The organism is Rhizobium sp. BK376 (assembly GCF_004341625.1).
Taxonomy (GTDB): Bacteria; Pseudomonadota; Alphaproteobacteria; order Rhizobiales; family Rhizobiaceae; genus Rhizobium.
In genome coordinates this window covers 37,531-62,667 of the sequence record NZ_SLZG01000026.1, presented here as the reverse complement: position 1 = coordinate 62,667, position 25,137 = coordinate 37,531, and the positions used below count along the sequence as shown (strand labels likewise).

Annotated in this window: 21 protein-coding genes; 12 read left to right on the top strand and 9 right to left on the bottom strand. The window is 60.9% G+C overall.

Going from position 1 to position 25,137, the window contains the following annotated elements:
* Positions 1-174: 174 nt before the first annotated feature.
* The 3 genes from EV561_RS31410 to EV561_RS31400 form a co-directional block, all read right to left on the bottom strand.
* Positions 175-951 carry an SDR family oxidoreductase gene (locus tag EV561_RS31410; RefSeq protein ID WP_132527836.1) on the bottom strand — a complete coding sequence of 259 codons (777 nt, stop codon included), beginning with the start codon at positions 949-951 and terminating at the stop codon, positions 175-177.
* A 9-nt stretch (positions 952-960) separates the two neighbouring features.
* On the bottom strand, positions 961-2,109 hold the full coding sequence (gene dgoD / locus EV561_RS31405) for a galactonate dehydratase (RefSeq protein WP_132527835.1): 1,149 nt from the start codon (positions 2,107-2,109) through the stop codon (positions 961-963).
* Between the two features lie 87 nt (positions 2,110-2,196).
* Positions 2,197-3,003, bottom strand: coding sequence for a FadR/GntR family transcriptional regulator (locus EV561_RS31400; protein ID WP_132527834.1), 807 nt, complete (start codon positions 3,001-3,003; stop codon positions 2,197-2,199).
* 181 nt (positions 3,004-3,184) lie between these two features.
* Here EV561_RS31400 and EV561_RS31395 point away from each other — a divergent pair, with 181 nt between their 5' ends.
* From EV561_RS31395 to EV561_RS31380, 4 genes are all read left to right on the top strand, one after another.
* Entirely contained in the window at positions 3,185-4,168 is a 984-nt protein-coding gene (locus EV561_RS31395; protein WP_132527833.1) for an arabinose ABC transporter substrate-binding protein, read from the top strand.
* Between the two features lie 69 nt (positions 4,169-4,237).
* On the top strand, positions 4,238-5,743 hold the full coding sequence (gene araG / locus EV561_RS31390) for an L-arabinose ABC transporter ATP-binding protein AraG (RefSeq protein WP_132527832.1): 1,506 nt from the start codon (positions 4,238-4,240) through the stop codon (positions 5,741-5,743).
* A gap of 17 nt (positions 5,744-5,760) precedes the next feature.
* Positions 5,761-6,711, top strand: a complete 951-nt coding sequence (araH, locus tag EV561_RS31385; RefSeq protein WP_132527831.1) for an L-arabinose ABC transporter permease AraH — start codon at positions 5,761-5,763, stop codon at positions 6,709-6,711.
* On the top strand, positions 6,708-7,592 hold the full coding sequence (locus EV561_RS31380; RefSeq protein WP_132527830.1) for an aldose 1-epimerase: 885 nt from the start codon (positions 6,708-6,710) through the stop codon (positions 7,590-7,592). The genes araH and EV561_RS31380 overlap by 4 nt, the downstream gene beginning before the upstream one ends.
* 32 nt (positions 7,593-7,624) lie before the next feature.
* Here the strand turns inward: EV561_RS31380 and EV561_RS31375 are convergent, their stop codons facing one another.
* The 5 genes from EV561_RS31375 to asnB form a co-directional block, all read right to left on the bottom strand.
* Positions 7,625-8,614, bottom strand: a complete 990-nt coding sequence (locus EV561_RS31375) for a thioesterase domain-containing protein (RefSeq protein ID WP_245513115.1) — start codon at positions 8,612-8,614, stop codon at positions 7,625-7,627.
* A gap of 65 nt (positions 8,615-8,679) precedes the next feature.
* Positions 8,680-9,678, bottom strand: coding sequence for an NAD(+) synthase (gene nadE / locus EV561_RS31370; protein ID WP_132527828.1), 999 nt, complete (start codon positions 9,676-9,678; stop codon positions 8,680-8,682).
* Positions 9,675-11,231, bottom strand: coding sequence for an AMP-binding protein (locus EV561_RS31365; RefSeq protein WP_132527827.1), 1,557 nt, complete (start codon positions 11,229-11,231; stop codon positions 9,675-9,677). Before EV561_RS31365 ends, nadE begins: the two co-directional genes overlap by 4 nt.
* A gap of 21 nt (positions 11,232-11,252) precedes the next feature.
* Complete coding sequence (locus tag EV561_RS31360; protein WP_188080083.1) at positions 11,253-11,531, bottom strand: acyl carrier protein; 279 nt, start codon at positions 11,529-11,531, stop codon at positions 11,253-11,255.
* A gap of 12 nt (positions 11,532-11,543) precedes the next feature.
* A complete protein-coding gene (asnB, locus tag EV561_RS31355; protein WP_132527826.1) occupies positions 11,544-13,505 on the bottom strand; it encodes an asparagine synthase (glutamine-hydrolyzing) in 1,962 nt (653 codons plus the stop codon).
* Positions 13,506-13,881: 376 nt separating this feature from the next.
* Between asnB and EV561_RS31350 the strand changes: the two genes are divergently transcribed.
* Entirely contained in the window at positions 13,882-14,553 is a 672-nt protein-coding gene (locus EV561_RS31350) for a HemK/PrmC family methyltransferase (RefSeq protein ID WP_245513117.1), read from the top strand.
* 82 nt (positions 14,554-14,635) lie between these two features.
* On the opposite strand, the gene EV561_RS31345 is transcribed toward EV561_RS31350, so the two are convergent.
* Positions 14,636-15,358, bottom strand: coding sequence for a response regulator transcription factor (locus tag EV561_RS31345; protein WP_245513114.1), 723 nt, complete (start codon positions 15,356-15,358; stop codon positions 14,636-14,638).
* A gap of 479 nt (positions 15,359-15,837) precedes the next feature.
* On the opposite strand from EV561_RS31345, the gene EV561_RS31340 reads away from it, so the two are divergent.
* Genes EV561_RS31340 through EV561_RS31310 form a run of 7 tightly spaced genes read left to right on the top strand, consistent with a single transcriptional unit; the run spans position 15,838 to position 24,849 of the window.
* Positions 15,838-16,530: a sugar transferase gene (locus EV561_RS31340; RefSeq protein ID WP_132527823.1), complete on the top strand. Its 693-nt coding sequence runs from the start codon at positions 15,838-15,840 to the stop codon at positions 16,528-16,530.
* Positions 16,531-16,536: 6 nt separating this feature from the next.
* Positions 16,537-17,412 (top strand): glycosyltransferase, encoded by an 876-nt coding sequence (locus tag EV561_RS31335; protein ID WP_132527822.1) that lies wholly within the window; start codon positions 16,537-16,539, stop codon positions 17,410-17,412.
* 28 nt (positions 17,413-17,440) lie between these two features.
* Entirely contained in the window at positions 17,441-18,892 is a 1,452-nt protein-coding gene (locus EV561_RS31330; RefSeq protein ID WP_132527821.1) for a polysaccharide biosynthesis protein, read from the top strand.
* Positions 18,893-18,894: 2 nt separating this feature from the next.
* The gene (locus tag EV561_RS31325; protein WP_245513113.1) at positions 18,895-20,319 is read left to right on the top strand and encodes an O-antigen ligase family protein; all 1,425 of its coding nucleotides are present in this window, start codon (positions 18,895-18,897) and stop codon (positions 20,317-20,319) included.
* On the top strand, positions 20,316-21,410 hold the full coding sequence (locus tag EV561_RS31320) for a glycosyltransferase family 2 protein (RefSeq protein ID WP_132527819.1): 1,095 nt from the start codon (positions 20,316-20,318) through the stop codon (positions 21,408-21,410). The genes EV561_RS31325 and EV561_RS31320 overlap by 4 nt, the downstream gene beginning before the upstream one ends.
* The gene (locus EV561_RS31315) at positions 21,407-23,629 is read left to right on the top strand and encodes a family 16 glycosylhydrolase (protein WP_132527818.1); all 2,223 of its coding nucleotides are present in this window, start codon (positions 21,407-21,409) and stop codon (positions 23,627-23,629) included. Before EV561_RS31320 ends, EV561_RS31315 begins: the two co-directional genes overlap by 4 nt.
* Positions 23,626-24,849 carry a polysaccharide biosynthesis/export family protein gene (locus tag EV561_RS31310; RefSeq protein WP_132527817.1) on the top strand — a complete coding sequence of 408 codons (1,224 nt, stop codon included), beginning with the start codon at positions 23,626-23,628 and terminating at the stop codon, positions 24,847-24,849. Before EV561_RS31315 ends, EV561_RS31310 begins: the two co-directional genes overlap by 4 nt.
* Positions 24,850-25,137 lie beyond the last annotated feature (288 nt).

Genomic DNA, 25,137 nt, shown 5'->3' with positions numbered 1-25,137 from the left:
CGCCAAAAAATACCCAATTCTCCCCGGCGTCCACCTCGGCATAAGTGGGGAATTTTACTTCGGCACTTCTGGGGAAAATTCACGCGGCATTGACAATTTGCCCGGGGGCCACATTCGTCGCGGCACCTCTGTCGCAACTTACACAATTTGTCACCGACCGCACGCCTCTCGCGCTCACGGATGCTGCTGGACGCTGAGGCCTCCATCCACCGTCAGGTAGGTGGCGTTCATGAAGGGGCATTCGTCCGAGATCATGAAGACCGCGGCGAGTGCGATTTCTTCGGGGGTGGCGATGCGGCCGCCCGGATGAAGTTTCATCGTTTCGGCCTTGGCTGCTTCCGGGTCGGGGAAGCTGTTCCAGTAGTCGATGACCTTCTGCGTCGCGACATAGCCCGGTGCCAGCGCGTTCACCCTCACGCCTTTGCCCGCATATTCGATGCCGAGCGATTTCGTCATGCCGAGAAGCGCGTGCTTGGCGAGCGGATAGGGGAAAGTGTGCGGAATGATGGTGAAGGCATGGGTCGAGGCGATGTTGAGGATCGCGCCGCCGCCCTGCGCGATGATATCGGGGAGCACCGCCCTGCAGCAGTTCCATGCGCCCTTGAGATTGATGTCGAAGCAGCGCTGCCATTCCTCCTCGGACGTTTGCAGCGGCTCGGCAAAGACGTTGACGCCGGCATTGTTGATCAACGCATTAAGTTGACCGATCTCCCTTGCCGCCTGGGCGACGGCTGATGCGACCGCAGCCGCGTCGACGATATTCGCCTCGGCGTGGCCGACCTTTGCGCCTGTTGCCTGGAGGGCGGCGGCCTCAGTGGCCAGCCGCTCCCCGTCCAAATCGATGAGGAAAAGGCTCGCTCCTTCCGCGGCACAGGCCTTGGCGATGGCAAGGCCGATGCCCTGGGCGGCACCGGTCACAAGGATACGCTTGCCGGAGAGCCGGTTCACCATGCTGGCCTCCTACCACTCGGCGACACTGCCATCCTCATGCCTCCAGACGGGGTTTCTCCACCTGTGGCCTTGCTTGGCGCGTTCGATGACATAGGCCTCGTCGACCTCGATGCCGAGGCCGGGGCCTTGCGGGATCGAGACGAAGCCGTCAGCGTATTGGAACACGTCCTTGTTGGAGATGTAGTCGAGGATGTCGTTGCCCTTGTTGTAATGGATGCCGAGGCTCTGTTCCTGGATAAAGGCATTGTAGGAGACGGCGTCGACCTGCAGGCAGGCGGCAAGCGCGATCGGCCCGAGCGGGCAATGCGGGGCAAGCGCCACGTCATAGGCCTCGGCCATGGCGGCGATCTTGCGGCATTCGGTGATGCCGCCGGCATGGGAGAGGTCCGGCTGCAGGATATCGACATAGCCGTCCGAGAGGACATGCTTGAAGTCCCAGCGCGAATAGAGCCGCTCGCCAAGCGCAATCGGCGTCGAGGAATGGTTGGCGATCTCTTTCAGGGCTTCACGGTTTTCCGAAAGCACCGGCTCCTCGATGAACAACAGCTTGTAGGGCTCGAGCTCCTTGGCGAGCACCTTGGCCATCGGCCGGTGGACGCGGCCGTGGAAGTCGACGCCGATGCCGATATGCGGGCCAATCGCCGCGCGGATGGTGGCGATGGTCTCAACCGCCTTTTCCACCTTGTCATAGGTATCGACGATCTGCATCTCCTCGCAGCCGTTGAGCTTGATCGCCTTGAAGCCGCGGGCAACCACATCCTTCGCATTGTTGGCGACGTCGGAGGGGCGGTCGCCGCCGATCCAGCTATAGACCTTGATCTTGTCGCGCACCTGGCCACCGAGCAGCGAATGGATCGGCTGGCCGAGCGCCTTGCCCTTGATGTCCCAGAGCGCTTGATCGATGCCGGCCAAGGCCGACATATGGATGGCACCGCCGCGATAGAAGCCGCCACGGTACATCACGTTCCAGTGATCCTCGATCAGGAACGGATCCTTGCCGATCAGGTAATCCTCTAGCTCGTGGACGGCAGCCTGGACGGTCAGCGCCCTGCCCTCGACCACGGGTTCGCCCCAGCCGACGACGCCCTCGTCGGTCTCGATCTTCAAAAACAGCCAGCGCGGCGGGACAATATAGGTCGTCAGCTTGGTGATCTTCATGGCATGCTTCCGTTTCGGCTTTCAAAGGTGGTGTAATTGTCGGACTTGCAGCCGCGATGGCGACAAGAGGGTGTGTCGATCATATCTCTAGCGCGACCCACCTGGCCTGTCCCTGCCGCCAGCGTCCTTTCCTGCAGTCGGCTCGCGGCCGATCAGCCGCTCGGCCGCGGCAAGGTCGCGCACGGCAAGATCGAGCATGCGGTTGGCAACGTTGCGGGCAGCAGCCCGGTCGCGCAGTCGCAGCGCCTCGACCAGTTCGCCATGCACCACGATCGCCTCCTCGCGGCTGTCGACGGCGACGTTGGAGGCATGCAGCGCATAGGTCAGCGCCGCATGGATGGCGCTCGACAGGCGGCGAAAGACCTGGTTGTGGCTGGCGCCGAGAAGCACGGTGTGGAACATCACGTCGGCTTCGGTGAAACGTTCGGGATCAAGGGCTGAATCGCGCATCTGCCGCCAGGCGTGGTCGAGATCGGCGACCTCGCGGGCGGTCGCCCGCTCGGCAGCATATTCGGCAGCAGCCGGTTCGATGGTGCGGCGGGCCTCGAGGATGCAGCCGAGAATGTCGAAATCGCGGATATAGGGGCCCATCCATTCCAGCACGTCGGCATCGAGGATGTTCCAGTCGTCGCGGTCGCAGACCGTGGTGCCGACCCGCGGCCTGCCGCGCACCATGCCCTTCGATTCCAATATCTTCAGGGATTCGCGGATGACGGTGCGGCTGACACCGTAGATCTCGCAGAGATCATTCTCCCGCGGCAGCGGACTGCCGACGGGATAGCGCTCCGAACAGATGTCCTGCGCAAGCGCTGCCGTCACGTTGCGGCCGACACGCGGACGGCGCACGGGCCCGGGTTGGCTATCCCTGCCGTTGTCCCGATCGACTGAATCCAAATTCAACACTCCCTTTGCGCCGGACATGGTCGAGCAAACACTCGACCCTATCGTCTCCCTGATCAACCATTAAAGCAATCATCATACAAAGGCAATTGACGAGTATGATGATTTGGCTTACTCAACTAATACTGCCTGGGAGAGGCAGCATCTCATTCAAGAGACCTCAAGGGAGAGAGACATGCGCTTTTTCAAAGCAGCCTTTCTGGCTGGTACCGTCGCGATCGTCGCCGCGACCTCCGCATTCGCCGCCGACGTGAAGATCGGCTTCGTCGTCAAGCAGCCGGAAGAGCCCTGGTTCCAGGACGAGTGGAAATTCGCCGACATGGCGGCCAAGGAGAAGGGCTTCACGCTCGTCAAGATCGGCGCTGAAGATGGTGAAAAGGTTCAGTCGGCGATCGACAACCTCGGCGCCCAGGGCGCACAGGGCTTCATCATCTGCACGCCCGACGTCAAGCTCGGCCCCGGCATCGTCGCCAAGGCGGCCGCCAATCAGCTGAAGATGATGACCGTGGACGACCGCCTCGTCGGCGCCGACGGCAAGGCGCTAGAAGATGTCCCGCATATGGGCATTTCGGCAACCAAGATCGGTGAGACTGTCGGTCAGGCGATCGTCGACGAAATGAAGAAGCGCGGCTGGGACATGAAGAATGTCGGCGCGATCCGCGTCTCCTACGACCAGCTTCCGACTGCCGTCGACCGTGTCGAAGGCGCGATTTCCGTCCTGAAGGCAGCCGGCTTCCCGGCCGATAACATCTATAACGCTCCGCAGGACAAGACCGATACGGAAGCCGCGCTCAACGCCGCAACGACCGTCATCAACAAGCATGCCGATGTCAAATACTGGATCGCCTTCGGCCTGAACGACGAAGCAGTGCTCGGCGCGGTGCGCGCGACGGAATCGTCCAACATTCCGGCGGCCAATGTCATCGGCGTCGGCATCGGCGGTGCGGATTCGGCGATCAACGAATTCAAGAAGCCTTCCGCGACCGGCTTCTTCGGAACCGTGATCATCTCGCCGAAGCGTCACGGCTATGAGACCGCGCTCGACATGTACGACTGGATCGCCAACGGCAAGGAGCCGCCGAAGCTGACGCTCACGTCTGGCTCATTGGCACTACGCAACGACTATCAGGACGTTCGCAAGAGCCTCGGCATCGAGTAATTATCCTCCCAGGATGATCATGGCTCGGCGGCATTGCTGCTACCGGGCCTCTTTTTCAGCGGAACGACCATGGCCTTCCTAGAATTCAACGGCATTTCCAAGGGATATCCCGGCGTCAAGGCGCTGTCCGACGTCTCGCTGTCAGTCGAGAAGGGCGCCGTGCACGGCCTGATGGGCGAAAACGGCGCCGGCAAATCGACGCTGATCCGCGTTCTGTCAGGCGACCAGTCCGCCGACAGCGGCACGATCGTCATCGACGGCGAGGAGCAGCGATACAGCTCCGTGCGCGACGCCTTCCACGCCGGCGTCATCGTCATTCACCAGGAATTGCAGCTCGTCCCGGAACTGACGGTTGCCGAAAATCTCTGGCTCGGGCGCTTTCCCGATACTGCCGGCGTCATCAAGAGCAAGGTGCTGGTCGAGACCGTGCGGCAGAAGCTCGCCGATATCGGCATCGATATCGATCCTGTCGCCAAGGTCGCATCGCTGTCGATCGGCGCGCGCCAGATGGTCGAGATCGCCAAGGCTGTGATGCTCGATGCGCGCGTCATCGCGCTTGACGAGCCGACCTCGTCGCTGTCGTCGCGCGAAAGCGAAATCCTCTTCCAGCTCATCGATCGCCTGAAGGCGCGCGGCACCGTCGTTCTCTATGTTTCCCATCGCCTGGATGAGATCTTCCGCCTTTGCGACAGCATGACCGTGCTGCGCGACGGCAAGCTTGCCGCCAACCATTCGTCGATGTCCGAGGTCACGCGCGAGCAGATCATTTCCGAGATGGTCGGCCGCCAGATCAGCAATATCTGGGGCTGGCGCGAGCGGTCGCTCGGCGACACCAGGCTCGACGTCAAGAACCTCTCCGGTCCGAAGCTGAAGACGCCCATCAGCTTTTCCGTGCGCCGCGGCGAGATCCTCGGCTTCTTCGGCCTGATCGGCGCCGGCCGTAGCGAGATGGCGCGTCTTCTCTATGGTGCCGATCATCGCTACCAGGGGTCCGTCTCCATCGACGGTGTGGCAATCGGCCCGAACAGGCCGCGGGCGGCGATCCATGCCGGCATGGTGCTTTGCCCGGAGGACCGCAAGTTCGACGGCATCGTCCAGGGTCGATCGATCGAGGAAAACATCACCATCTCCTCCCGCCGCCACTTTTCCCCTTTCGGCTTCCTCAACATGCGCCGGGAAGCCGAACTTGCGGATCGCTTCATCGCTAAGCTGCGCGTGCGCACGCCTTCGCGCAGGCAGGACATCATCAACCTGTCGGGCGGCAACCAGCAGAAGGTCATTCTCGGGCGCTGGCTGTCGGAACAAGGCATCAAGGTCCTCGTCATCGACGAGCCGACGCGCGGCATCGATGTCGGCGCCAAGTCGGAAATCTACGAAATCCTCTATGAACTGGCCGCCGAGGGCATGGCGATCGTCGTCATTTCCAGCGAGCTGCCGGAGGTCATGGGCATTTCCGACCGCATCATGGTCATGTGCGGCGGCAAGGTGGCCGCCAATATCGCCCGCCCCGATTTCAACGAACACCAGATTCTCACCGCTGCCCTGCCGGATAAAAACGCCGCGGGCATTCTCTGAGCTAGGATATAGTCACGATGACTTCTCTCAAAAAAATCTTCCTGGGCGAACAAGGTCTTGTGATGATCTTTGCCATCGCCTTCGTCATCGTGGCGCTGACGGTCCCGAACTTCCTGACCGAGCGCAACATGCTGGGTTTGCTGCAATCGGTCGTCACGATCGGCATCGTCTCCTGCACGATGATGTTCTGCCTCGCCTCGCGTGACTTCGACCTTTCGGTCGGCTCGACGGTCGCCTTCTGCGGCATGATCGCGGTCATGGCATCCAACGCGACAGGCTCCATCCTGCTCGGCCTCCTGGCAGCGCTCGTCTGCGGTGGGTTCGTCGGCTTCGTCAACGGCGTCGTCATCGCCAAATTCCGCATCAACGCGCTGATCACCACGCTCGCGACCATGCAGATCGTCCGCGGCTTTGCGCTGATCGCCTCCGACGGCCGCGCCGTCGGCATCAACGATCCGAATTTCTACCAGCTGGCGCTCTCCAACTTCCTCGGCATCCCGACACCGATCTGGATCATGGCGATCCTCTTCGTCTTCTTCGGGTTCCTCCTGAACCGCACCGTCTTCGGCAAGAACACGCTGGCAATCGGCGGTAACCCAGAAGCGTCGCGCCTGGCGGGTGTCAACGTCGCCAATATGCGCATCTGGATCTTTGCCGCACAGGGCCTCGTCTGCGCCATCGCCGGCATCTTGCTTGCCTCCCGCATCACATCGGGCCAGCCGAATGCGGCGACGGGCCTTGAGCTTTCGGTCATTTCCGCCTGCGTGCTCGGCGGTGTGTCGCTCGCCGGTGGCCGTGCGGCGATGACCGGCGTCATCGTCGGCGTGCTGATCATGGGCATTGCCGAAAACGTCATGAACCTGCTCAACATCCAGGCCTTCTACCAATATGTCGTGCGCGGCCTGATCCTGCTCATCGCCGTTCTCCTCGACAATCTGCGCTCCACCGCGGTCGGCAGGAGAACGTGACTTCTCCACGATCGAACGGCGAGCGGACACTTCGCAGCAGCGATCTGACTGTTCGCGTCAGCCCGGTCGGCGGCGCCATCCTGTCTGCCGACTACCGTGGCACGCCTTTTCTGGTCGCAGCCGGCGGCCCTGATGCGAGCCTAGCGAGCTTTCCCTTGGTACCCTTCGGCAACCGCATCGAGCACAACAGGATGACGGTCGGCGGGCGGGACTACCGCTTCGCACCGAACAGCAGCGATCCGCTCTATCTGCATGGCGATGGCTGGCTGGCAGAATGGGACATCGAAGTGATGTCGGAAGACCATCTGCAGATGAGTTTTGAGAAGGCTGCCGACGAATGCTCTCCCTATGCCTATCGGGCACAACACACGATCCGTGTTGCCGAAAATGAACTCCACCTCGCACTTTCCGTCGAAAATCTGGGGCGCGATCCCTTTCCCTTCGGTCTCGGCCAGCATCCGTTCTTTCCGCGAACGCCCGACACCATCCTCAAGGCATCGGCGCAGGCCTACTGGAGCGAGCGCGAGGGCCATTTGCCCGACCGGAGACAGAGCATACCGAATGGCCTGGACTTTCGAGACGGAGCCTTGCTCCCGTCGCAATGGGTCAACAATGCCTTCGAAGGCTGGGATGGGAAGGCTGCGATAGCCTGGCCGGAACTCGGCATGCGGCTCCTGCTGGAAGCCGATCCGCTCTTTAACGTCGGCATGATCTACATGCCCATCGACCGGACCGACTTCTTCTGCTTCGAGCCGATGAGCCATCTGCCGAATGGATACAATCTACCTGACCTCGGCCTACCTGACCTCGGCGGATTGCGGCTCTTGGCGCGAGGTGAACGCATGACGGGCGAAATGCGCTTCCGCCTTTCGCCCGCTTAAGATTTTGTCTCTCTAACCTGCGTACGGAATGCTCAGCGAACACCCTGTCGTTCGCCGGTCGCCGTATGCGTGTTGCTCACGAGCGTCAGCTGTGGAGGAGCAGGAACCGGTCTTCCCGGAGGTGGCCCTCGCAGGATCGAGCCGAGATTGGACGCCAGTTCTCCGGCATGCAGCGACAGGCAGGTCGAATGGTGACCCGGCAATTGTATGTGGCGGAAGTTGCTGGCGAGACGCGACCAGACCGTTCCGTCGTAAAGGCCGCATTGCCGCCCGCCACCGTCGCGGCCGGTCGACAGCACAACGACAGGCGTCGTCACCGGCGGCGGCAGGTAGGATGCGATCGCTGCGGTATAGAAGGCCCTGAGATAGGCATTCTTCTCCTGGATCCGACGCTCTGCTGCTGCAGCCTCAGTCTCCTGCTGCACGAGGCGTTTGCGTCGCGTGGCGCGTCGATGGACGATATAGCGAGCCAATCGCGCAATTTCGCCAAATGACAGATGCGTAACGCGGCCAATATCCCAGGCCATGTACATCAAGTCCCCGAAGCGCCGTTGCACGGCCGGGGAGCGTTTCTCCTCGGGAACCAGAACAGATGTCATGAGGCTATATAGCCTACGATAGAACGGCTTCGCGTTCAGCGAGGACGGCTCGATCATGACGATGATCTCGACCTCGTGGCCCATTTCCTTAAGCAGCCGCGCGCACTCGTAAGCGACAAGCGCGCCGTTGCAATAGCCGCCGAGCCGGTAAGGCCCCGACGGCTTGACTGCAAGGACGTCCTTCAGACGCTCGCGCGCCATCCATTCCACGCTCGCGCGCAGATTATTGTCGTGCAGCCCCTGCGGAGCCAGAGCCACGATAGGATAATTGCATTCCGTGGCAAGGCGGCGGACATAAAGGCCGCCCATATCGAAATCACCATGGAAGAGGATCAGCGGATTGCCGCTCGCCTCCATGTTGTAGGACTTGAAAACGTCGCTCTCGTCGGCGCAGGCCCTGCGCCAAAATCTGAGTTTTTCCAAACGTCGGTTTCGTATTTCGTCCTTTGACTCACCCCGATCGGTCATAGGTATTTCCCCCACACTACTTAAAAAACAGCCTCCACTAGAAGCGGCGCCAGATGGAGCGGACGCGTCGTCTTCCGCTTCGAGTGAATGTCCTGCCAGACCCATTCGACCTGGGCAGGCGTCAGGCCTGTCGCTTTAGCCGTCTCATCGGCGTCGATCCCGTTGTTCAATGCGTAGAGGCAAAGATCCATGCGATCGTAGGGAAGCGCGAAGTAGAACTCCTCCTGGGTCTGGGCGAGCGACCAGGTATCCGTCGTCGGCGGGCGCCGGCGGATCTTCTCCGGCACGCCCAGATATTCGGCGAGCTGGTAGACCTGAGACTTGTAGAGATGCGCAATCGGCTTTACGTCGGCGGCGCCATCGCCGTTCTTTACGAAAAAGCCCTGGTCGTATTCCAGCCGGTTCGGCGTGCCGAGAACGGCATAGTTCAACCGGTCAGCGTGATAATATTCCATCTGCTTGCGCGTGCGCTGCTTCATGTTGGTCGCGGCGACGATGCCGAGATAGGCCGAAGCCGGCATGCGGTGGCGGGTCTGGGTGCCGTCGGGCGCCTGCAGAACCAGTGTCGAGATCGCATAGCCTTCGCCGTTGAGCGGGCTGGTGATCGCCACCTTGCAGGCCCAGCCTTCGCCATAAGCCGGCTCGATCTGCCGAATGATGTCGTCGCGGCGACGATAGCAGCCCATGGCCGCAAGCGTAGGCCCGATATCCTCGACCGTGCTGTCGATCGAGTAGGTCTCCGCCAGCTCGCGCCCCAACGCCAGACTATCAGGATCGGAATCATTCTCGGGCATATAGAGCGCGTAGACGTTGCGGGCGCCGAGCGCATGGACGGCAAGTGCCGCGCAGACGCTGGAGTCGATCCCGCCCGACAATCCAAGGACGAGACCACGCCGGCGCATCTTCGTGCGCACCTGGTCTCGCAGCGCTTCCGTTATCCGCGCGACCTCTGCTGCGCAGTCGATCCGCAGCGTTTCGGGCGAGAACTCTCGATGAAGGGCGAGTGGAATCGTGTTCATTCGGCTGGCTCCATTGTTTGTTCGAATTCCTCGGCGGCAAGCCTGCGGCTGACCTTGCCTGTGTCAGTCTTCGGCAGCTCGGTCCGGAAGGAGACCGAACGCGGCACCATGAAATCCTCGAGATTGCGTTGGCAGTGGCGAATAACGAGCTGCTCTGTCAGACCGGGATCGGACGCGACGATGACGGCATGCACGGCCTGGCCAAGGATCGGATCCTGCCGGCCGAACACGACCACTTCGGACACGCCGACACAGGCATGGATGACGGCCTCGACTTCCTTCGGCGCGACCTTTTCACCGCGCGTCTTGATGATGTCGTCCTTGCGGCCGACGAAATAGAGAAAACCGTCGCTGTCGGTGCGGAAGAGGTCGCCGGTGTAAAGCACCTTTTCCCAAGGGTTGAAGCCGGGACGAAGCCTCTGCTTCGTCGCCTCCTCGTTTTCCCAGTAGCCCTGCATCACATGCGGGCCGCGGATCACCAGTTCGCCGACGACTCCAGGAGCGACTTTCTGCCCCTCGTCGTCGACCACATAGGCCTGCGTATTGGGAATGGCGATGCCGACCGAGCCCGGACGGATGTCGAGTTGATCAGGTGGCAGATAGGTGCAGCGCTTGCATTCCGTGAGGCCATACATCGAAAAGACCGTGGCTCCGGGAAAGAGCGCGCGAAGCCGTTCGATATGTTCCGGCGGAAGTGCGGCCGCGGTGTTCGAAATATAACGCAGACCGGGCAGGAAGCCCGGCGCAAGATCGCGCATGCCGAGGATCATCGCGGCCATTGTCGGCACCAGCGGAAAGCCCGTCACCTTCTCGCGGCGCATGGTTTCAAACACGGCCTGCGGGAAAGCGAAGGATTTTTCCAGGACGACCGTGGCGCCCATCTTGATCGCCATCAGGACCTGATAGAGCCCATAGTCGAAGGCGATCGGCAGCACGTTGAGGATGATGTCGTCCGGCGTGTTTTCGAGATAGGTCGTGATCGACGTCGCGGCCGCCTCGATATTGCGATGGGTCATCATCACGCCCTTCGGGCGGCCGGTCGAGCCCGATGTATAGATGAGCATCGCCAGATCGACGTCGATGCCGCCATGCGGGCACGGCACGGCCGGCCCTGCGATACAGTCGGAGAAGCGCGCAGCACCCGCAGGCATCGTCAGCGGCTGGTCGCCGGAAACGATGGCGACTTCCACGGTCGGTGCCTCGGCCATGGCCTGGTCGAGAATGCTAGCGAGCTTGGTCTGGGTGATGACCGCTTTTGCCCGGCAGTTTTGCAGCACATAGGCGAGCTTATCCGCCTTGGTGGACGGATTGATCGGGCTGAAGACGCCCCCGGTCTTCAGGATTGCAAAGATGGAAACAACCGCTTCCCAACAATTGTCCATGAAAATGATGGTCCGATCACCCGGCCGCAAGCCCCTCTCCACTAGGCTGGCGGCCAGGTGATCAGAAAGCGTGTCGAGCGCGGCATAACTCAGCCGCATTTCCCCCGCCACGAGGGCTATCTTGTCACCCATCGACGTGGCGCTGTCCCGCAGGAAAGTCTCGACACGCATTGTCCCCTCCAATGTCCGATTTCAAGCGACGGCGGCGATAGGATCGGCAGCCGATCTCTTGCTCATGATGAAGGTGGCAACCTTCGTGATGGAGTCGAAGTTGGCGGGCAGAATCTCCGCATCCGCGACGGTGACGCCGAAATTGTCTTCGACGAACGACACGAGTTCAAGGATGCCGGTGGAGTCCACGACATCGCTTTCGATCAGCGATGCATCGTCCCCGAGGGCCCTACTCGTGTCTCCAAACAGGAAACTTTCAACAATAAAGGCCCTGATTTGCTCTTTCAGCGGAATCATCATGCGTTCTCCTTTTTAGATCGCTGCTGCCAATTGACGGTCATCCCCCTGGTTGACCGTCCGCTTCGTGAATGCCTCATGCCAGAGCTGCGTGGACAGGATGCCGACAAAGGCGGCGTTGTCCCGGAAGCCATCGGTCTCGCGGCGGCACTTCGCCAGGAGCTTTTCGGCCGCCACAGGATTGAACAGGCCCGTTTCCTCCAGCGCGCGGTGGGAAAACAGCTGCCCGACATAATCAGGCTCGCGGCCGGCAAAGAAGGACCGGCTGTCCGGAGCCCGATAGGGTTGCTTGGTCCGCTGCCCGATCGAAGGCGGCAGCAGATCGGCGACCGCCCGCCGCAGAATATGCTTCTCGACGAAACCCTTGAGCTTCATGCCGGGCGGTATCTTCGCCGCGAATTCCACCAGTCGATGGTCGAGGAACGGGAAGCGGCCTTCGATCCCGTGCGCCATCGACATGCGGTCGCCCTGGCTCGACAGGATGTAGTCGGAAAGCAGGAACTTGGTTTCGAGATACTGGGCCTGATGCAGCGGATGCCAGCGGCCGAAATCCGCAGGCAGGCGCGCAAGAACCTCTTCGGTCGCGTCATATCCGGCCAAAGTCTTTCGCAGGTCCGCTGAGAAGAAGATCTTTGCCGCCGCCGTGCTGCGATAGCGCGGCCGATGCGAGAACAGCGGATCGGAAACGTCCTCGTTGCCGGCGCCGAAGAAGGCGGCAAGGGATTCCGGTGTCTGCTGGCTCAGCCCCGGCAGATAGGGATAGAGGCGGCGGAAAAGCAGCGGCCGCCGCTTCGACCCCGTCTGCCGCGAGCAGAAGCGGCGCACACGGGTCTCCTTGAAAATATCATAGCCGGCGAAAACCTCGTCGGCACCCTCACCCGTCAGCACGACCTTCATGCCTTCTTCGCGAACATGGCGCGCCAGAAGGTGAAGCGGCGCCGGCGCAGTGCGGATGATCGGCTTTTCCGTGTGCTCGATGACGGACGGAAAGATGCCGGCGATTTCATCCGGGCCGCAGGCGACTGCGGAATGATGCGTACCCAGCGCCTTCACCATTTCCTGTTGGAATGGGCTCTCGTCATGCTCGGCGGTGTCGAAGGTGACGGAGAAGGTGCGCAGCCCCGCCGTCGCATAGGGCTTGGCAAGGGCGCAGGTGATGGAGGAATCCAGGCCACCGGACAGATAAGCCCCGACGGGCACGTCTGCGCGCATGCGGATCGCCGTCGCATCGTCGAGCAGCGCCAGCAGCTCTTCCGCGACATCGTCTTCACGGCGAGCCGGCTCAACGTCGGCTTTGTCGGGGAATGAGAGATCCCAATATTGGCGAACCGAAATGCCGTTGCCGTCGACGATCATCAGATGGCCGGCCGGCAGCTCCGATACGCCCTTGAAGATGGTGCGCGGCGGGACCGGCGCCCAGAATGTGAATACCTGGTCCAGCGCGAAAGGATCGATATCGGCCTTGACGCCGGGGACCTCCAGCAGCGCCTTGATCTCAGAGGCGAAGAACAGCATCCCGTCGCGCTGCGTATAGAAGAGCGGGCGCACGCCCATGCGGTCGCGAGCGATGAACATGCGGCGAAGATTGCGATCCCAGATAGCAAAGACGAAATCACCATTGAGAAGATCGACGCAGCCAGGTCCCATTTCCTCATAGAGATGAAGAATGACTTCCGTATCAGACGACGTCCTGAAGCGGCGGCCCTTGGCTTCCAGCGAACGGCGAAGCTCGACATAGTTGAAGATTTCGCCGTTGAAGCTGATGCAGAGGGAGCCGTCCGAATTCGGCATCGGCTGCTGGCCATCCGCCAGACCGACGATCGACAGGCGGCGATGCCCGAAACCTGCGCCATCATCCGTGAAGATGCCGCCTTCGTCGGGGCCGCGATGCAGCAGGGAACCTGCCATGCGGCGCAGAAGCGCAGCCGCTTGCCCGGCTGCCATGCCATCGCCGAAATATCCAAGTATGCCGCACATGATAGTTTCCCCTCGCATGCGGCGGGCCGAAAGGCTCCCGAACTCAACTTGCGCCGCAGCTTCAAAACACCGTTCAAGCTTGTCTAGGCGGGCTTCCGGAAGCAATGGAGCAAAGGGACTACCCCTAGTGGAAGGAGTATCCGGTAACGTTAGGAGCCGAGTGGGTAATCCGCATGCCCCCACAGCGCGACCTTTACGCACCTTGCCTCTAATGGGAACATTCGAGCTGCGCTAACCGCTGGGTATTGAACGGGGGTACGTTTTTACCGCCAGCCGGAGGAGAGGGATAAATATGCCAGACGATCTACAAATGAATGAATCCGGTAACGACATCGGGAACTCCTATTCGACACGACCGACCGAGGCTTTGCCTGCGATGCCCATGAACAGCGAGAAGTTCGTCACCTTCATGAATATGGATTTCGAACTGGGGCCGAGCGTTCTCGTCCCGCGGGCAGAGACCGAGCTGCTGGGCACCGTCTGCGTCGATCGGCTGACCCAGGGTCCCGTTGCACCTGTTGTCGTCGATATGTGCTGCGGCTGCGGCAATCTCGGCATTGCGGTTGCCAATCATATTGCCGATGCCCAGGTATGGGCCTGCGACCTTACGCCGGAGACGGTCGATGTTGCCTGGCGAAACGTCATGCGTTTCGGCCTGCAGGCACGGGTCAGCGTCGTGCAGGGTGATATGTTCGAGAACATCCGCAATATCGGGTTGGAAAACCGGGTGGATCTCGTGCTCTGCAATCCGCCTTACATCTCCAGCAGCCGACTTGAAGCAGATCGCGCCCACCTGCTTGAGAACGAGCCGCGTGAAGCCTTCGACGGTGGGCCTTATGGCATTTCCATCCATCAGAGGCTGATACGCGAGGCGCCGGATTTCCTGAAGCCGGGCGGATGGCTTGCCTTTGAGTTCGGCGAAGGCCAGGAGCGGCAGGCCGCGGCCATGATCTCGCGGGCACGCGTCTACGGCCCGGCGCAGTTCATCCTAGATCCGTCGGGAACGCCACGCGTGGCTCTGGCGATGAAGCTCGCCCCGACCCAATAAGACTGATTTTTGGGACGCAAACAAAAGCCCCTGTTCCTGGAAAGGAACAGGGGCTTTTTTCCAGCTATGGTGGCTGAGCTCTTTAGCCGTGCTGAGTGGACTCACTGAAGCCAGGCTCCGCCATCGCCCAGATCGCTGCCTGGGTGCGGTTCTTGACATCGATCTTTCGCAGGATCGTCTTGATATGAACCTTGACCGTACTCTCGGTAATTTCCAGCCTGCGTGCGATCTGCTTGTTCGACTCTCCGCCCATGACAAGCTTCAGGATCGACTTTTCCCGTGGCGACAGGTTGCGGGCGCTATTGTTGATAGCGCGCACCATCCGTACCGGCGTCACCGGCTGGATGTCCTGCTCCGGAAAGTCGCCGGCTTCCTGTTCGGACGGATCGTCGGCCACCGCGATGGCCGACAGCGATGATTGCGATTGCGGCTGGGACCTGAATTGCGAGTTGGCCTTCAAGGCCGGTACCGCGCGAGACAGGGCTGCAGCCTCCCGGCCCATGCTGTTGGACATGGGCCAGCCTGATATGACCGAGCACTCCTCGGATATGAGCTGCAGAGCCTTGACGAAACTGTCGGCAGAGAGGCTCTTGTGCAGATAGCCCTTTGCCCCGAGTGCAAGGACTGCCGTCGCTTCCTCATGGTCATAGGCATCCGCAAGCACGACGACACGCGCTTTCGGATTGGTCGAGACGATAAGGGCGATGAAATCCCGTAACGTGATGCCGGCAACCGAGCCGATCACGAATACTGGCGAAGATTCCATCTTCGGCAATTCGTAGAAGTCGGTCAGGCTCTCTCCCATCCCGACTACCTCGAATGACGCCGAACCCAGGATCAGTCGCGTTCCCTCACGAAATAAGCGACTGGAATCAAATATATAAGTCGGGGTAAGCATAACAATATTCCCCCTGTCCCCAAAGCCGAAGATAGCTCCTAATTCCGGTATCGGTACATTACTGTACGGAACAGTAAATGCGCGACGGCGCATCAAATCAAGACTTCTTCGCAGTTATCAACGATAATTTTACTATAAATGGTAAATTGGCGTCAATTTACACAGGGTTATTTCACGGCGTATAGCATGATATTCTTATTTTATACTTATATGTCTAAGCACATATAGCTATCGTCGTAATCAGTATTAGTTCATTTGACAGAGCTTCCTTAGGGGTACCCCCTCAGTTTCCTTGCAAAACGCGTCGCACAAATGGTGTCCTGATGCTCGAAAAGCCGGGATGGTCAGCGGTTTGTCCGGCGCCGGCAAGATGACGGGAGCCTGTCGTGAATCAACCACAGAAACTCAGCCACGCCGCCGCGCCGCCGCGAGCCATACCTGCAAGACACCTAACGCAGCGGCAGGGCAGGTTCGGTCAGGTCTTAAAACGCGCCTTCGACGTGTCCGTTTCGCTGGTGCTGCTGTTCCTGGCAGCTCCGCTCTTCGCTGTCGTCGCCGTTCTCGTTTCGCTCGACGGCGGCCCGATCATCTTCAAGCATACCCGCGTCGGAAAAGGGATCACGCCCTTCGGCTGCCTGAAGTTCCGCACCATGATCATCGGCGCGGACAACTGCCTTCAGGAATATCTGGCACATCACCCCGAGGCGAGCGCCGAATGGGCACGTGACCAGAAGCTGGTCTTTGATCCGCGCATCACGCCGATCGGAAAGTTCCTTCGCGCCAGCAGCCTCGACGAGCTGCCGCAGATCATCAACGTGCTGCGGGGCGAGATGAGCCTGGTCGGCCCGAGGCCCGTCACCAATTCGGAGCTCAGCCACTATCAGGAACACGTCAGCGAATATGCAAGCGTGCTGCCCGGCATTACCGGACTGTGGCAGGTCAGTGGCCGCAACGACGTCAGCTATCAGCGCCGCGTCGAACTCGATTGCGAATACGTGCTGAATCGCAACATGCTGCTGGACCTGAAGATCCTGGTTCGCACCGCCGGTGTCATCCTTTCCCGCAAAGGCGCGAGGTGAGCGGCGATGATCAAGGTTCCGTCAATCGAACTCGCCAAGGCTGCCGACAACACGCAGCAACCGGCATCGGGGGTTTCCATCCTGATGTCCACCTACGCCAGAGAAAAGGCGTCCAACCTTGCCGCAAGCCTTGAAAGCCTGCGCATCCAGTCAAGACCGGCCGATCAGATCGTTCTTGTTATCGATGGTCCTGTCGACGGCGAGCAGGAAAAGGTAATCGCAGATTTTGCGGCATTGCAGGCGCCGTGGGAATTCACCGTCCTGCGCCTCGAGCGGAATGGCGGCCTCGCCCGCGCTCTCAATGCAGGCCTTGCGGCCGCCACCATGCCCATCATCATGCGGATGGACAGCGACGACATCTGCCTGCCCGATAGAATCGCCATCGAATGCGATTATCTCGAAGCCAATCCGGAAATCGGACTGGTCACCTCCTGGGCCGAGGAATTCTACGACGAGAGGCCGGATACGCGGCTGCGCGTTGCGCCGACCACCCACGAGGCGATCGTTCAGGCGCTTCGCTGGCGCAACATCATCGTGCACCCGGCGGTTGCCGTGCGAGCAGACCTGCTGCGCGCCGTCGGCGGCTACAACTCGAAATTCGGCTTGCTCGAGGACTATGATCTCTGGATCCGCATGGCGATGTCAGGCGTGCAATTCCACGTCATTCCCAAAGCATTGATCCGGGCAAGGACCGGACTTGGACTGAACGAGCGCCGAGGCGGTTGGCGCTATGTCGTGAACGAAGTTCGCTTCCGGCTGCATTTCTTCAAGGCCGGCTTCCTGACCGTGAACCAGTTCCTGATGGTGACGACGCTCTACACCGGTTTTCGTCTGATTTCAGGACCGATGCGCGGTCGTTTGTATGCATTTGTTCGGAGTTGATACCGCTGAAGGAGGCAAGGGAAAAGCAATGGAGACGAAACGAAATCTAGCTGACTCGGCCCAGCCGATTCCTCTAAGAAGCGCAGCGAACGAAGATCAGCTTCAATCCTCCGAACCGCAAGACAGCGCGCCGGAGCAGCAGCCCAGATACTCGCTCGCCAGGTTTCTTGTCGGCGGCACGGCCGTGCTTGTCATAGCCACCATGGCCTGGCCTTCGCTGCCCCGCGTCTATGAGTCGACCGCCACGCTGGTTCTCAGACCGACCGACATGGAAGGTCAGATGGATGCGCAGGCCATGCGCACGCCTCTGGACGAAAGCTTCATCCTGTCCGATCTCGATGCCTTCAATTCCGTGGCTTTGGCTGAAACGGTCATTGAATCCCACAAGCTCGCCACGGACGATGAGTTCAAGGTGAAGCCCAGCATCACCAACAGGGTGATGCTCAGCCTCTTCGGCGGCATCCTCCCGCCGACCTGGGCTCGCGAGACGCCAGCACCGACGCCGGCGCAGATGATGGCGTCGCAGACGACGCCGGCCTCCTCGCCCAAGGCTGCCAAGTTGCGTGAGAACCTCTGGAACAAGCTCGTCCTCCACCGCAACCGGCAATCCTATACGGTCAATGTCGGTTTCCGTTCGGAGGACCCGCAGAAGGCGGCCGCACTGACGAAGACGCTGGTGTCGGCCTATCTTGACGCGCAGGTCAAGCGCAAGGCCGAGAACCTGGACGACATGAACAAGCTTCTGGAGGACCACGTCGCAGAAGCCAAGGTGCGGGCAGATGCATCCACCGCGGCCATGCAGTCCTTCCTGGAGCAATCCGGATTGATCGACCAGGGCGCACAGATTTCGCTTGAGGCGCAGCTCGGCACGCTCAGCACCGAACTTGCAACCGCAAGAGCCCGCTCGATCGATGCCCGGACCCGCGCCGACAGCCTGACAAAGATGAAGGCTGCCGGAACCCTCGACAGCGCTCCGGAGGTTCTGTCGTCGCCGACCATCCAGCGCCTGAACCAGAGCTTGACCGAAAGCATGTCGCGGGTGGCTGTCATGTCGACGGAATCTCGAAACATCATGCAGCAGGCGCAGGCCGAGCGTGACCGCATCGTCGCCAGCGTCCAGGTGGAAGCTGCCAACTGGGCAGAGCGTGAGAACCTTCTCAGCGGAGAGATCGACAAGATCCGCCAAGATCTCGTCGAACGCCGCAAGGCTGGCCTCCGGCTCGACGAACTGCGTCGGGACGCGGATAACGACACCCAGGTTCTGGCTGACGCGCAAACCCGCCTGAAGCAGCGAGCACCCGCCCTGGAAGCTTTGAAGCCTGATGCGGAAGTTCTGTCACCCCCGACCGTGCCTGACCGGCCTGTTTTCCCGATCCTGCCGCTCTATGCCATGGGCAGCTTGGGTATGGCCTGCATCGCTGGGGCCGGCATGAATTTTTCGGCCGTAAAGCGCGATGCAAAGCGGCTCCTGAAGATATGACTATGCCCTCGGACAGTGCCGCCGTCCGGTGGGCAGGGCCGGGCCTGGCTGTTGCCATCCCCCTTGCCACTGGCTTCGCCTGGCTCGGCCTTTCTTTCACGCTGGCGCAACAATCCGGCGGAGTAGCGGCCGGCCTACCCTTCGGCCTTCCATTGGGGGCCGGGGTTCTGCTCGTAATCCTGGCGGCCGCGCTCGGCCGCCAGTGGGCCGTCGCCTCGCTTCTCGTCTTCGTCGTGTTCGGCCTGAACCTCAGTCTGCGCACACGCGAATACGGCGATACAGGGCTCGACTGGCAGAATGGAATGAAGCTCACGACCTGGGTGCTGATCCCGGCGATATGCGTCTGCAATTGGCGTCAGATCGTCCATCATCTCCAGGAGCGAACAGTCGCATTGGCTGTTCTCTACGGTCTGATTGCGCTCGCCTCGTCACTCTGGTCGCTGACGCCAGCCTATACGGCCGGCAATGCCGTCGGGCTGCTTGCCTATCTGCTGCTTGCCTGCCTTGCCGTCTCGGTTCTCGGCGTCGCTGCGACCCTGCGTATCTTCACGATCACGCTGGTCTTGTTTGTGGCGCTTGCCCTCGTCTCGGCGTTCCTGCTGCCTGAAATGGCATGGCTGCCGCCTTCGGCGGAGGAGACGGCCTATCGTCTGCGCGGCCTTTCCGGGCATCCGAATGTTCTCGGGGAACAGGCGGCACTCTTGGTTACCTTCGCCGTTCTATCGCGCCGTCAAAAGATTATCGGACCCTGGCTCCTTGCTGCCTCGCTTGTGATTGGCTTTGCGGCACTTGTCGCCACCGATAGCCGCACGACGACGCTCGCCACCATCGCTGCCTGGGCAATTATCGCCTTTCGCGAAAAGCGCCTCTTTACGCCGTTTGCGATCGGCGGGGTCATCGGCGGCCTGATGGTACTCGCCCTGCTCGCAACCGGGCAATTCCCTGACATCAGAGCCTTGCTTGGCCCCCTGGCGAGAAGCGGATCGTCCGCCGAGATCATGACGCTGACCGGTCGAACGGACCTGTGGGCGGTCGGCGCCGATCTGATTGCGCAAAAGCCGCTTCTCGGATGGGGTTTCAACGGCACCGAAGCCCTGATCGTGGGCAGCGTCGGACGCGCCTTCGCCGGCGACCCGGTCAACATGCACAACATGTATATGCAAACGGTCCTCTGCATGGGGATCCTGGGTTCCCTGCCGGCATTCGCCTTTCTTGCAATCCTGGTCGGCCGGATGGTCTCGCGACCCGATGCGACACGCGACCAGATCGTGCTTCTCATCATGATCATCGGGCTAACCGAGGTCAGCATCTTTGCGACGCCGGGCCTGCTGACGCTCGCCTTCTTCTTCGCCCTTGCCCGTGAAACCGGATCCTCAGCCGCGGCCGAGCCGGTCGTTCCCAACTCGACGGAGGTCAGTCGAACATGAATGTCCATCTCAACCGCATTGACCGTCAGCCTTCCCGACGCGGAAGCGGAAGCGTTGACGCTTATCTCGTCGTGCGCAACGAGGCTGACCGCCTTCCCTACATTCTCGAATACCATCGCAAGCTTGGCGTGGACCGTTTCTATATCTGCGACAACAATTCCGAAGACCACACGATGGACTTCCTGCTCTCGCAGAGCGATTGCGTCGTCTATCACACAGCCGATTCCTTCGGAGAAGCCGGCTGTGGCATGAACTGGATCAACGCCATGGTCGAGCGACATGGCGACGGCAACTGGTGCCTGTTCATCGACGCCGACGAATTGTTCGTCTACCCGCATTCCGAGCAGGTTCCGATCCGGCAATTCTGCAATCTGCTGGAAAAGTCCGACCACGAGGGCGTCTTCGCGATCATGGTCGATATGTACGCACAGGGCGCCGTTGCCGACGCGGTCTACAAGCCGGGGACGTCCTTCGTCGACACCTGCCCATTTTTTGACACCGAGTACAGGGTTCGCAACAAGGCCGCACTGCCGTTTTCGAAGCGGTTTCTCAATGTCGAGGCGGTCGGCGGTCCGCGTCTGCGGGTGTTCTATCCCCGCTATCACCGGATGGGCACCTGGCCGATGGCGGTTGCCCGCGCGGTGCGGAACCTTCGTCTCCACCCTCTCGGCAAGGCAATCGGCCTGCAGCGGACCAATATCGGCTCCCTGCCGCCAGACATTACCAAGGTACCGCTGATGCGGGGACGGCCGGGACGCAAGTGGGTCACCAACCATCGGACGGACCCGCTCTCCGTTTCGCCGATCTCAGGCGCGCTGCTGCATTTCAAACTCTTCTCCAATTTCGACGAACGTGCCCGGCACGAGGTCAGCCGCGGCGAGCATTGGGACGCGGGGGTCGAATATCGCCGCTACGTCGAGCTGCTGAACAAGCATCCGGGGAAGGGCTTCATCTGCGAGAAGAGCGAGCGCTACCGTTCGACGGATGATCTCCTGCGTCACGGTATCATTCGGTCAGCGCCGCAGCTCGACGCGCTTGCCGCCGGCAAGGCAACCGTCGGGCCGCCGGTCGCCGTCGCGGTGGCGTCATGACCGCCGCCTTTGCACCCGATAGCGAGCCCGAACGGCCCGCCTTCGCAGCCTCGAGGGCACCGGCTCTCTTCGACAGGCTGAGCATGTCGAAGCGGTGGGCGTGGCTCGGGCAGCCGGCCACCTATGCGATCGGCGCCCTGGTGCTGACGCTCCTCGGCAGCGGTGCGACGTTGATGGCGCCGCGCCTCCTCGACCCGACTGCCTTCGGCACATTCGCATTGCTGACCAGTCTCTTCACCTATGCCGGCCGGGCCGACCTCGGTCTCTCGCAGCTTGCCGACAAGCAGATACCCGGTCGTCAAACGACAGTCGCCGCCCGCGCAGCGCTCGAAATCCTGAACACCTTGTGGGTCGTCGGCATGGTCGTGCTGGCGGCAACGCTGCCGCTGGTGTTTCTGTTGACCGGTGGAGGCGCGACGCTGCCGCTGCTCGGTACCGTGCTTGCGATCGGCGGCGGCATCATGGCGATGATCGCCAATGGTCCCGTCACTCTCTATCGCGCGAGCTCCCGCGTATGGGAATTCACAGTGCTCGCCCTCATCCTGCAGCTCGGCATGACTGTACCACGGCTCGCCGGTCTGATGTTCGGCGGCGTGACCGGTTCGTTTGCCGCACTTGCGGCCTACTATACGCTCTGTGCCTTGCTCTTTGCGCGACCGCTGCCGATGCTGACACAGCGCCCCTCATTCATGTCAATGGCGCGCCTGGCATTGCCGCTCTTTGCCTTCAATGCATCCTGGGTCTTCTATCTCAGCGCCAATCGCTGGGTATCTTCGACATTGTCGTCGCCGCACGATCTCGGGCTCTTTTCCTTCGGTGCCAGTCTCGCCATGATCGGCCTCGGGCTGATGTCGACGATCGCGCAGGTTCGCTATCCCAAGCTGCTCGCACGGATGATCGATCGCTCGCCGCAACGCGATGCCGTCATCATCGAAAGGGAATTGTTGAGGGTGGCCCTCGGGCTCGCCGTCATAGCCCTGGTCTCCATCGTCGCGGCCGGCAGGGTGATCGCATTTGCCTTCCCCGCCTATGAGGAAGCAACGCCGGCAACGATTGCGCTTGCCGTCTCCTGCATACCGCTCGGAACGATGGTGTGGATCGTCCCGATGATCATCGTGCGCTCCACAAGACCGGGCCGCGATGCCCTGATGCTGACCGTCGTCGGGCTTGTGACGCTCGTCGTCGGCATGGCCGCCGGTAACTATTTAGCCGGCATCGAGGGCCAGGCCTGGGGCAATGTCGCCGCCGCGCTGCTGATGCTGGCCGCCATGGCGATCCTCATGTATCGGCTCGGCATGGTGACGCTGATGGCGTGCGGGCGGATCATCGGCGTCCAGGCGCTCATTCTCGCCATCCTTGCTTTCCTGAGCTTTCTTCATCCGGCACAGGCTGCGGGGTCTGATACTGAAGCCGCGGCTCCAGCCGCCGTCTGGAAAACCGTGTTCACCGACGATTTTTCGACGCTCGACCTGCGCTCGAACGGCAAGGGCATGTGGCAGCCGTACTATCCGACAGGCGAGAGGACGAACGCCGGCAACAAGGAACTGGAATATTACGTCGATCCGCGGCCGAACCAGGACAGCACAGCCATCCAGGCTCTCAAGCCCTATTCCGTCGAAAACGGCGTGCTGACCATTCGCGCCAGCGAGATCCCGCAGGATTTGCGCAGCCAGAGCAAGGGTCTACGCTACGCCTCCGGTCTCCTCAACACGGCCGGGCGCTTCTCGTTCACCTACGGTTCTGTGGAAATCCGCGCAAAGGTGCCGGCCGGTCGCGGGCTTTGGCCGGCATTCTGGCTGCTGCCGGAAGATCGGACCTGGCCGCCGGAAATAGATGTCTTCGAGATCCTCGGCCACGAGCCGGGCACTCTGCATGTCACCGCCCATAGCGGTCTCCACATTCCGGCCGGTGCTGGATCCGCCCAAACCGGGCGGGCCATCAGGGTCGGTGATCTTTCCCGCGATTTTCATGTCTACGGGATGACCTGGACGAAAGATAAGATCGTCTGGTCCCTGGACGGAAAACAGGTCTTCAAGGCGGCAACACCCAAGGACCTGAATAAGCCGATGTTCCTTGTCCTCAACCTCGCTGTCGGCGGGTCTTGGCCAGGGTCACCGGATTCGACGACGAAGCTCCCGGCAAGCCTCCTCGTCGATTGGATACGCGTGCGGCAGCCGGATGACGGCAAATCAGACCAAGACAAGGGGATTATACAATGAAAATCATCGGCCTTTCGACCTTGAGCCTTCTCGTGGCTCTGTTCCTACTGCCCCGGCCCGCCCTGTCCGAGGACGGCGCCCTCTATCATCTGGGGCCTGGCGACGTACTGCAGCTCGGCGTCTTCGGTGTTCCCGATTTCGGTCGTCGCGTCACCGTCAACATCGATGGCAGCATTTCCGTGCCGTTCCTTGGCGAGGTCAAGGCGGAAGGGCTTTCGATCCATGACCTGCGCGTAGCGCTGTCGGACGGATTGGTGAAGGACGGCCGCATACAATCCGCTGACGTGACGGTTGAGATGGTCGAATACCGTCCCTTCTATATTTCCGGCGACGTTTCCCGTCCCGGCGCGGTTCCTTATCGCCCCGGCCTGACGGTGCGCCATGCCATCGCGCTTGCCGGCGGCTATGACGCCCTGCGGTTTCGCACCGAAAACCCGCTGATGACGGCGCCTGATCTCAAAAGCGAAAACGAATCCCTGTGGATCGATCTTGCAAGGGCAAGGGCAAGGGCCATCAGCCTGAAGGCGGAACTCAACGCCAGCAACGATATCGATCTCAGCCCCATCTATTCCGCGCCCCTGCAACGCTCGACGCTGGACGAGATCGCGTCCTTCGAACAGAGCGATCTGAAGATGCGGATTGAGAACTATGCAAAGCAGCGTGCCTTCCTGCAAAGCTCGCTGCAATCAGCCGAAGCGACCATCACCGCGCTTGAGGCAACCAGGCAGCGAAATGAAGAGGCCATACAGCTGCAGCAGGACGCCGTCGACCGCATGACCGCGTCCGCAGCAAAGGGTCTCGTCATGGCAACCCGTATCGACGACGAGCGGCATTCTCTCGCTGAAATCCGCAGCCAGCAGGGCGATTCGGAATCCCGGCTGGTCCAGGCCCGTCATGACAGGGATGAAATTGCCCGCAATATCGAAATACAGGACGAGCAGCATCGCGCCCAACTGAACGACAATCTTCGCGACACGACGATCCAGACCGAAAAGCTCGCCGCGCAGATCAAGGCATCCAGCGAAAAGCTGCTTTATACCGGCGCCGTCAAGGCTCAGCTGCGTGGCGGCAGCAATGGCGGTCCGGAATTGGTGATCTATCGCAAGACCAATGGTGAAACGACCCAGATAGCAGCAAAGGAGGACACAGAAATACTGCCCGACGACATGCTGGAAGTGTCCATCCGTCCCGAACAGATGATGGCACCCAACACCCAGTAAAGCATTTCCAGCACAAGGAAACGTTCGGCCGGTCTCGACCGGTCGAACGTGCGTTCAGATGACCGGGGTGATCGCCCTGAGCCCGCATGAATGTCAGGCTGCCAGTTTTGGGCGCTTACGCTTCGACTGCCCTGACTATATTGAGGTCCCTGCCCGACGCGCGTTAACATTAAAAAGATATTTCCGCTGTTGGCGGGCCTTAAAGAAACTTACAAATGGAATGTGTATTGCGATTTACACACAACGGCTTTTATAGATTTGCGGGTTCTGCATAAAGAACTCAAAGCT

Bases quoted from the DNA above. Each gene is read 5' to 3' on its own strand.
- EV561_RS31410 (WP_132527836.1), bottom strand. From the start codon at position 951: ATGGTGAACCGGCTCTCCGGCAAGCGTATCCTTGTGACCGGTGCCGCC.
- dgoD (WP_132527835.1), bottom strand. From the start codon at position 2,109: ATGAAGATCACCAAGCTGACGACCTATATTGTCCCGCCGCGCTGGCTG.
- EV561_RS31395 (WP_132527833.1), top strand. From the start codon at position 3,185: ATGCGCTTTTTCAAAGCAGCCTTTCTGGCTGGTACCGTCGCGATCGTC.
- araG (WP_132527832.1), top strand. From the start codon at position 4,238: ATGGCCTTCCTAGAATTCAACGGCATTTCCAAGGGATATCCCGGCGTC.
- araH (WP_132527831.1), top strand. From the start codon at position 5,761: ATGACTTCTCTCAAAAAAATCTTCCTGGGCGAACAAGGTCTTGTGATG.
- nadE (WP_132527828.1), bottom strand. From the start codon at position 9,678: ATGAACACGATTCCACTCGCCCTTCATCGAGAGTTCTCGCCCGAAACG.
- EV561_RS31365 (WP_132527827.1), bottom strand. From the start codon at position 11,231: ATGCGTGTCGAGACTTTCCTGCGGGACAGCGCCACGTCGATGGGTGAC.
- EV561_RS31360 (WP_188080083.1), bottom strand. From the start codon at position 11,531: ATGATGATTCCGCTGAAAGAGCAAATCAGGGCCTTTATTGTTGAAAGT.
- asnB (WP_132527826.1), bottom strand. From the start codon at position 13,505: ATGTGCGGCATACTTGGATATTTCGGCGATGGCATGGCAGCCGGGCAA.
- EV561_RS31350 (WP_245513117.1), top strand. From the start codon at position 13,882: ATGCCCATGAACAGCGAGAAGTTCGTCACCTTCATGAATATGGATTTC.
- EV561_RS31345 (WP_245513114.1), bottom strand. From the start codon at position 15,358: ATGGGAGAGAGCCTGACCGACTTCTACGAATTGCCGAAGATGGAATCT.
- EV561_RS31335 (WP_132527822.1), top strand. From the start codon at position 16,537: ATGATCAAGGTTCCGTCAATCGAACTCGCCAAGGCTGCCGACAACACG.
- EV561_RS31330 (WP_132527821.1), top strand. From the start codon at position 17,441: ATGGAGACGAAACGAAATCTAGCTGACTCGGCCCAGCCGATTCCTCTA.
- EV561_RS31325 (WP_245513113.1), top strand. From the start codon at position 18,895: ATGCCCTCGGACAGTGCCGCCGTCCGGTGGGCAGGGCCGGGCCTGGCT.
- EV561_RS31320 (WP_132527819.1), top strand. From the start codon at position 20,316: ATGAATGTCCATCTCAACCGCATTGACCGTCAGCCTTCCCGACGCGGA.
- EV561_RS31315 (WP_132527818.1), top strand. From the start codon at position 21,407: ATGACCGCCGCCTTTGCACCCGATAGCGAGCCCGAACGGCCCGCCTTC.
- EV561_RS31310 (WP_132527817.1), top strand. From the start codon at position 23,626: ATGAAAATCATCGGCCTTTCGACCTTGAGCCTTCTCGTGGCTCTGTTC.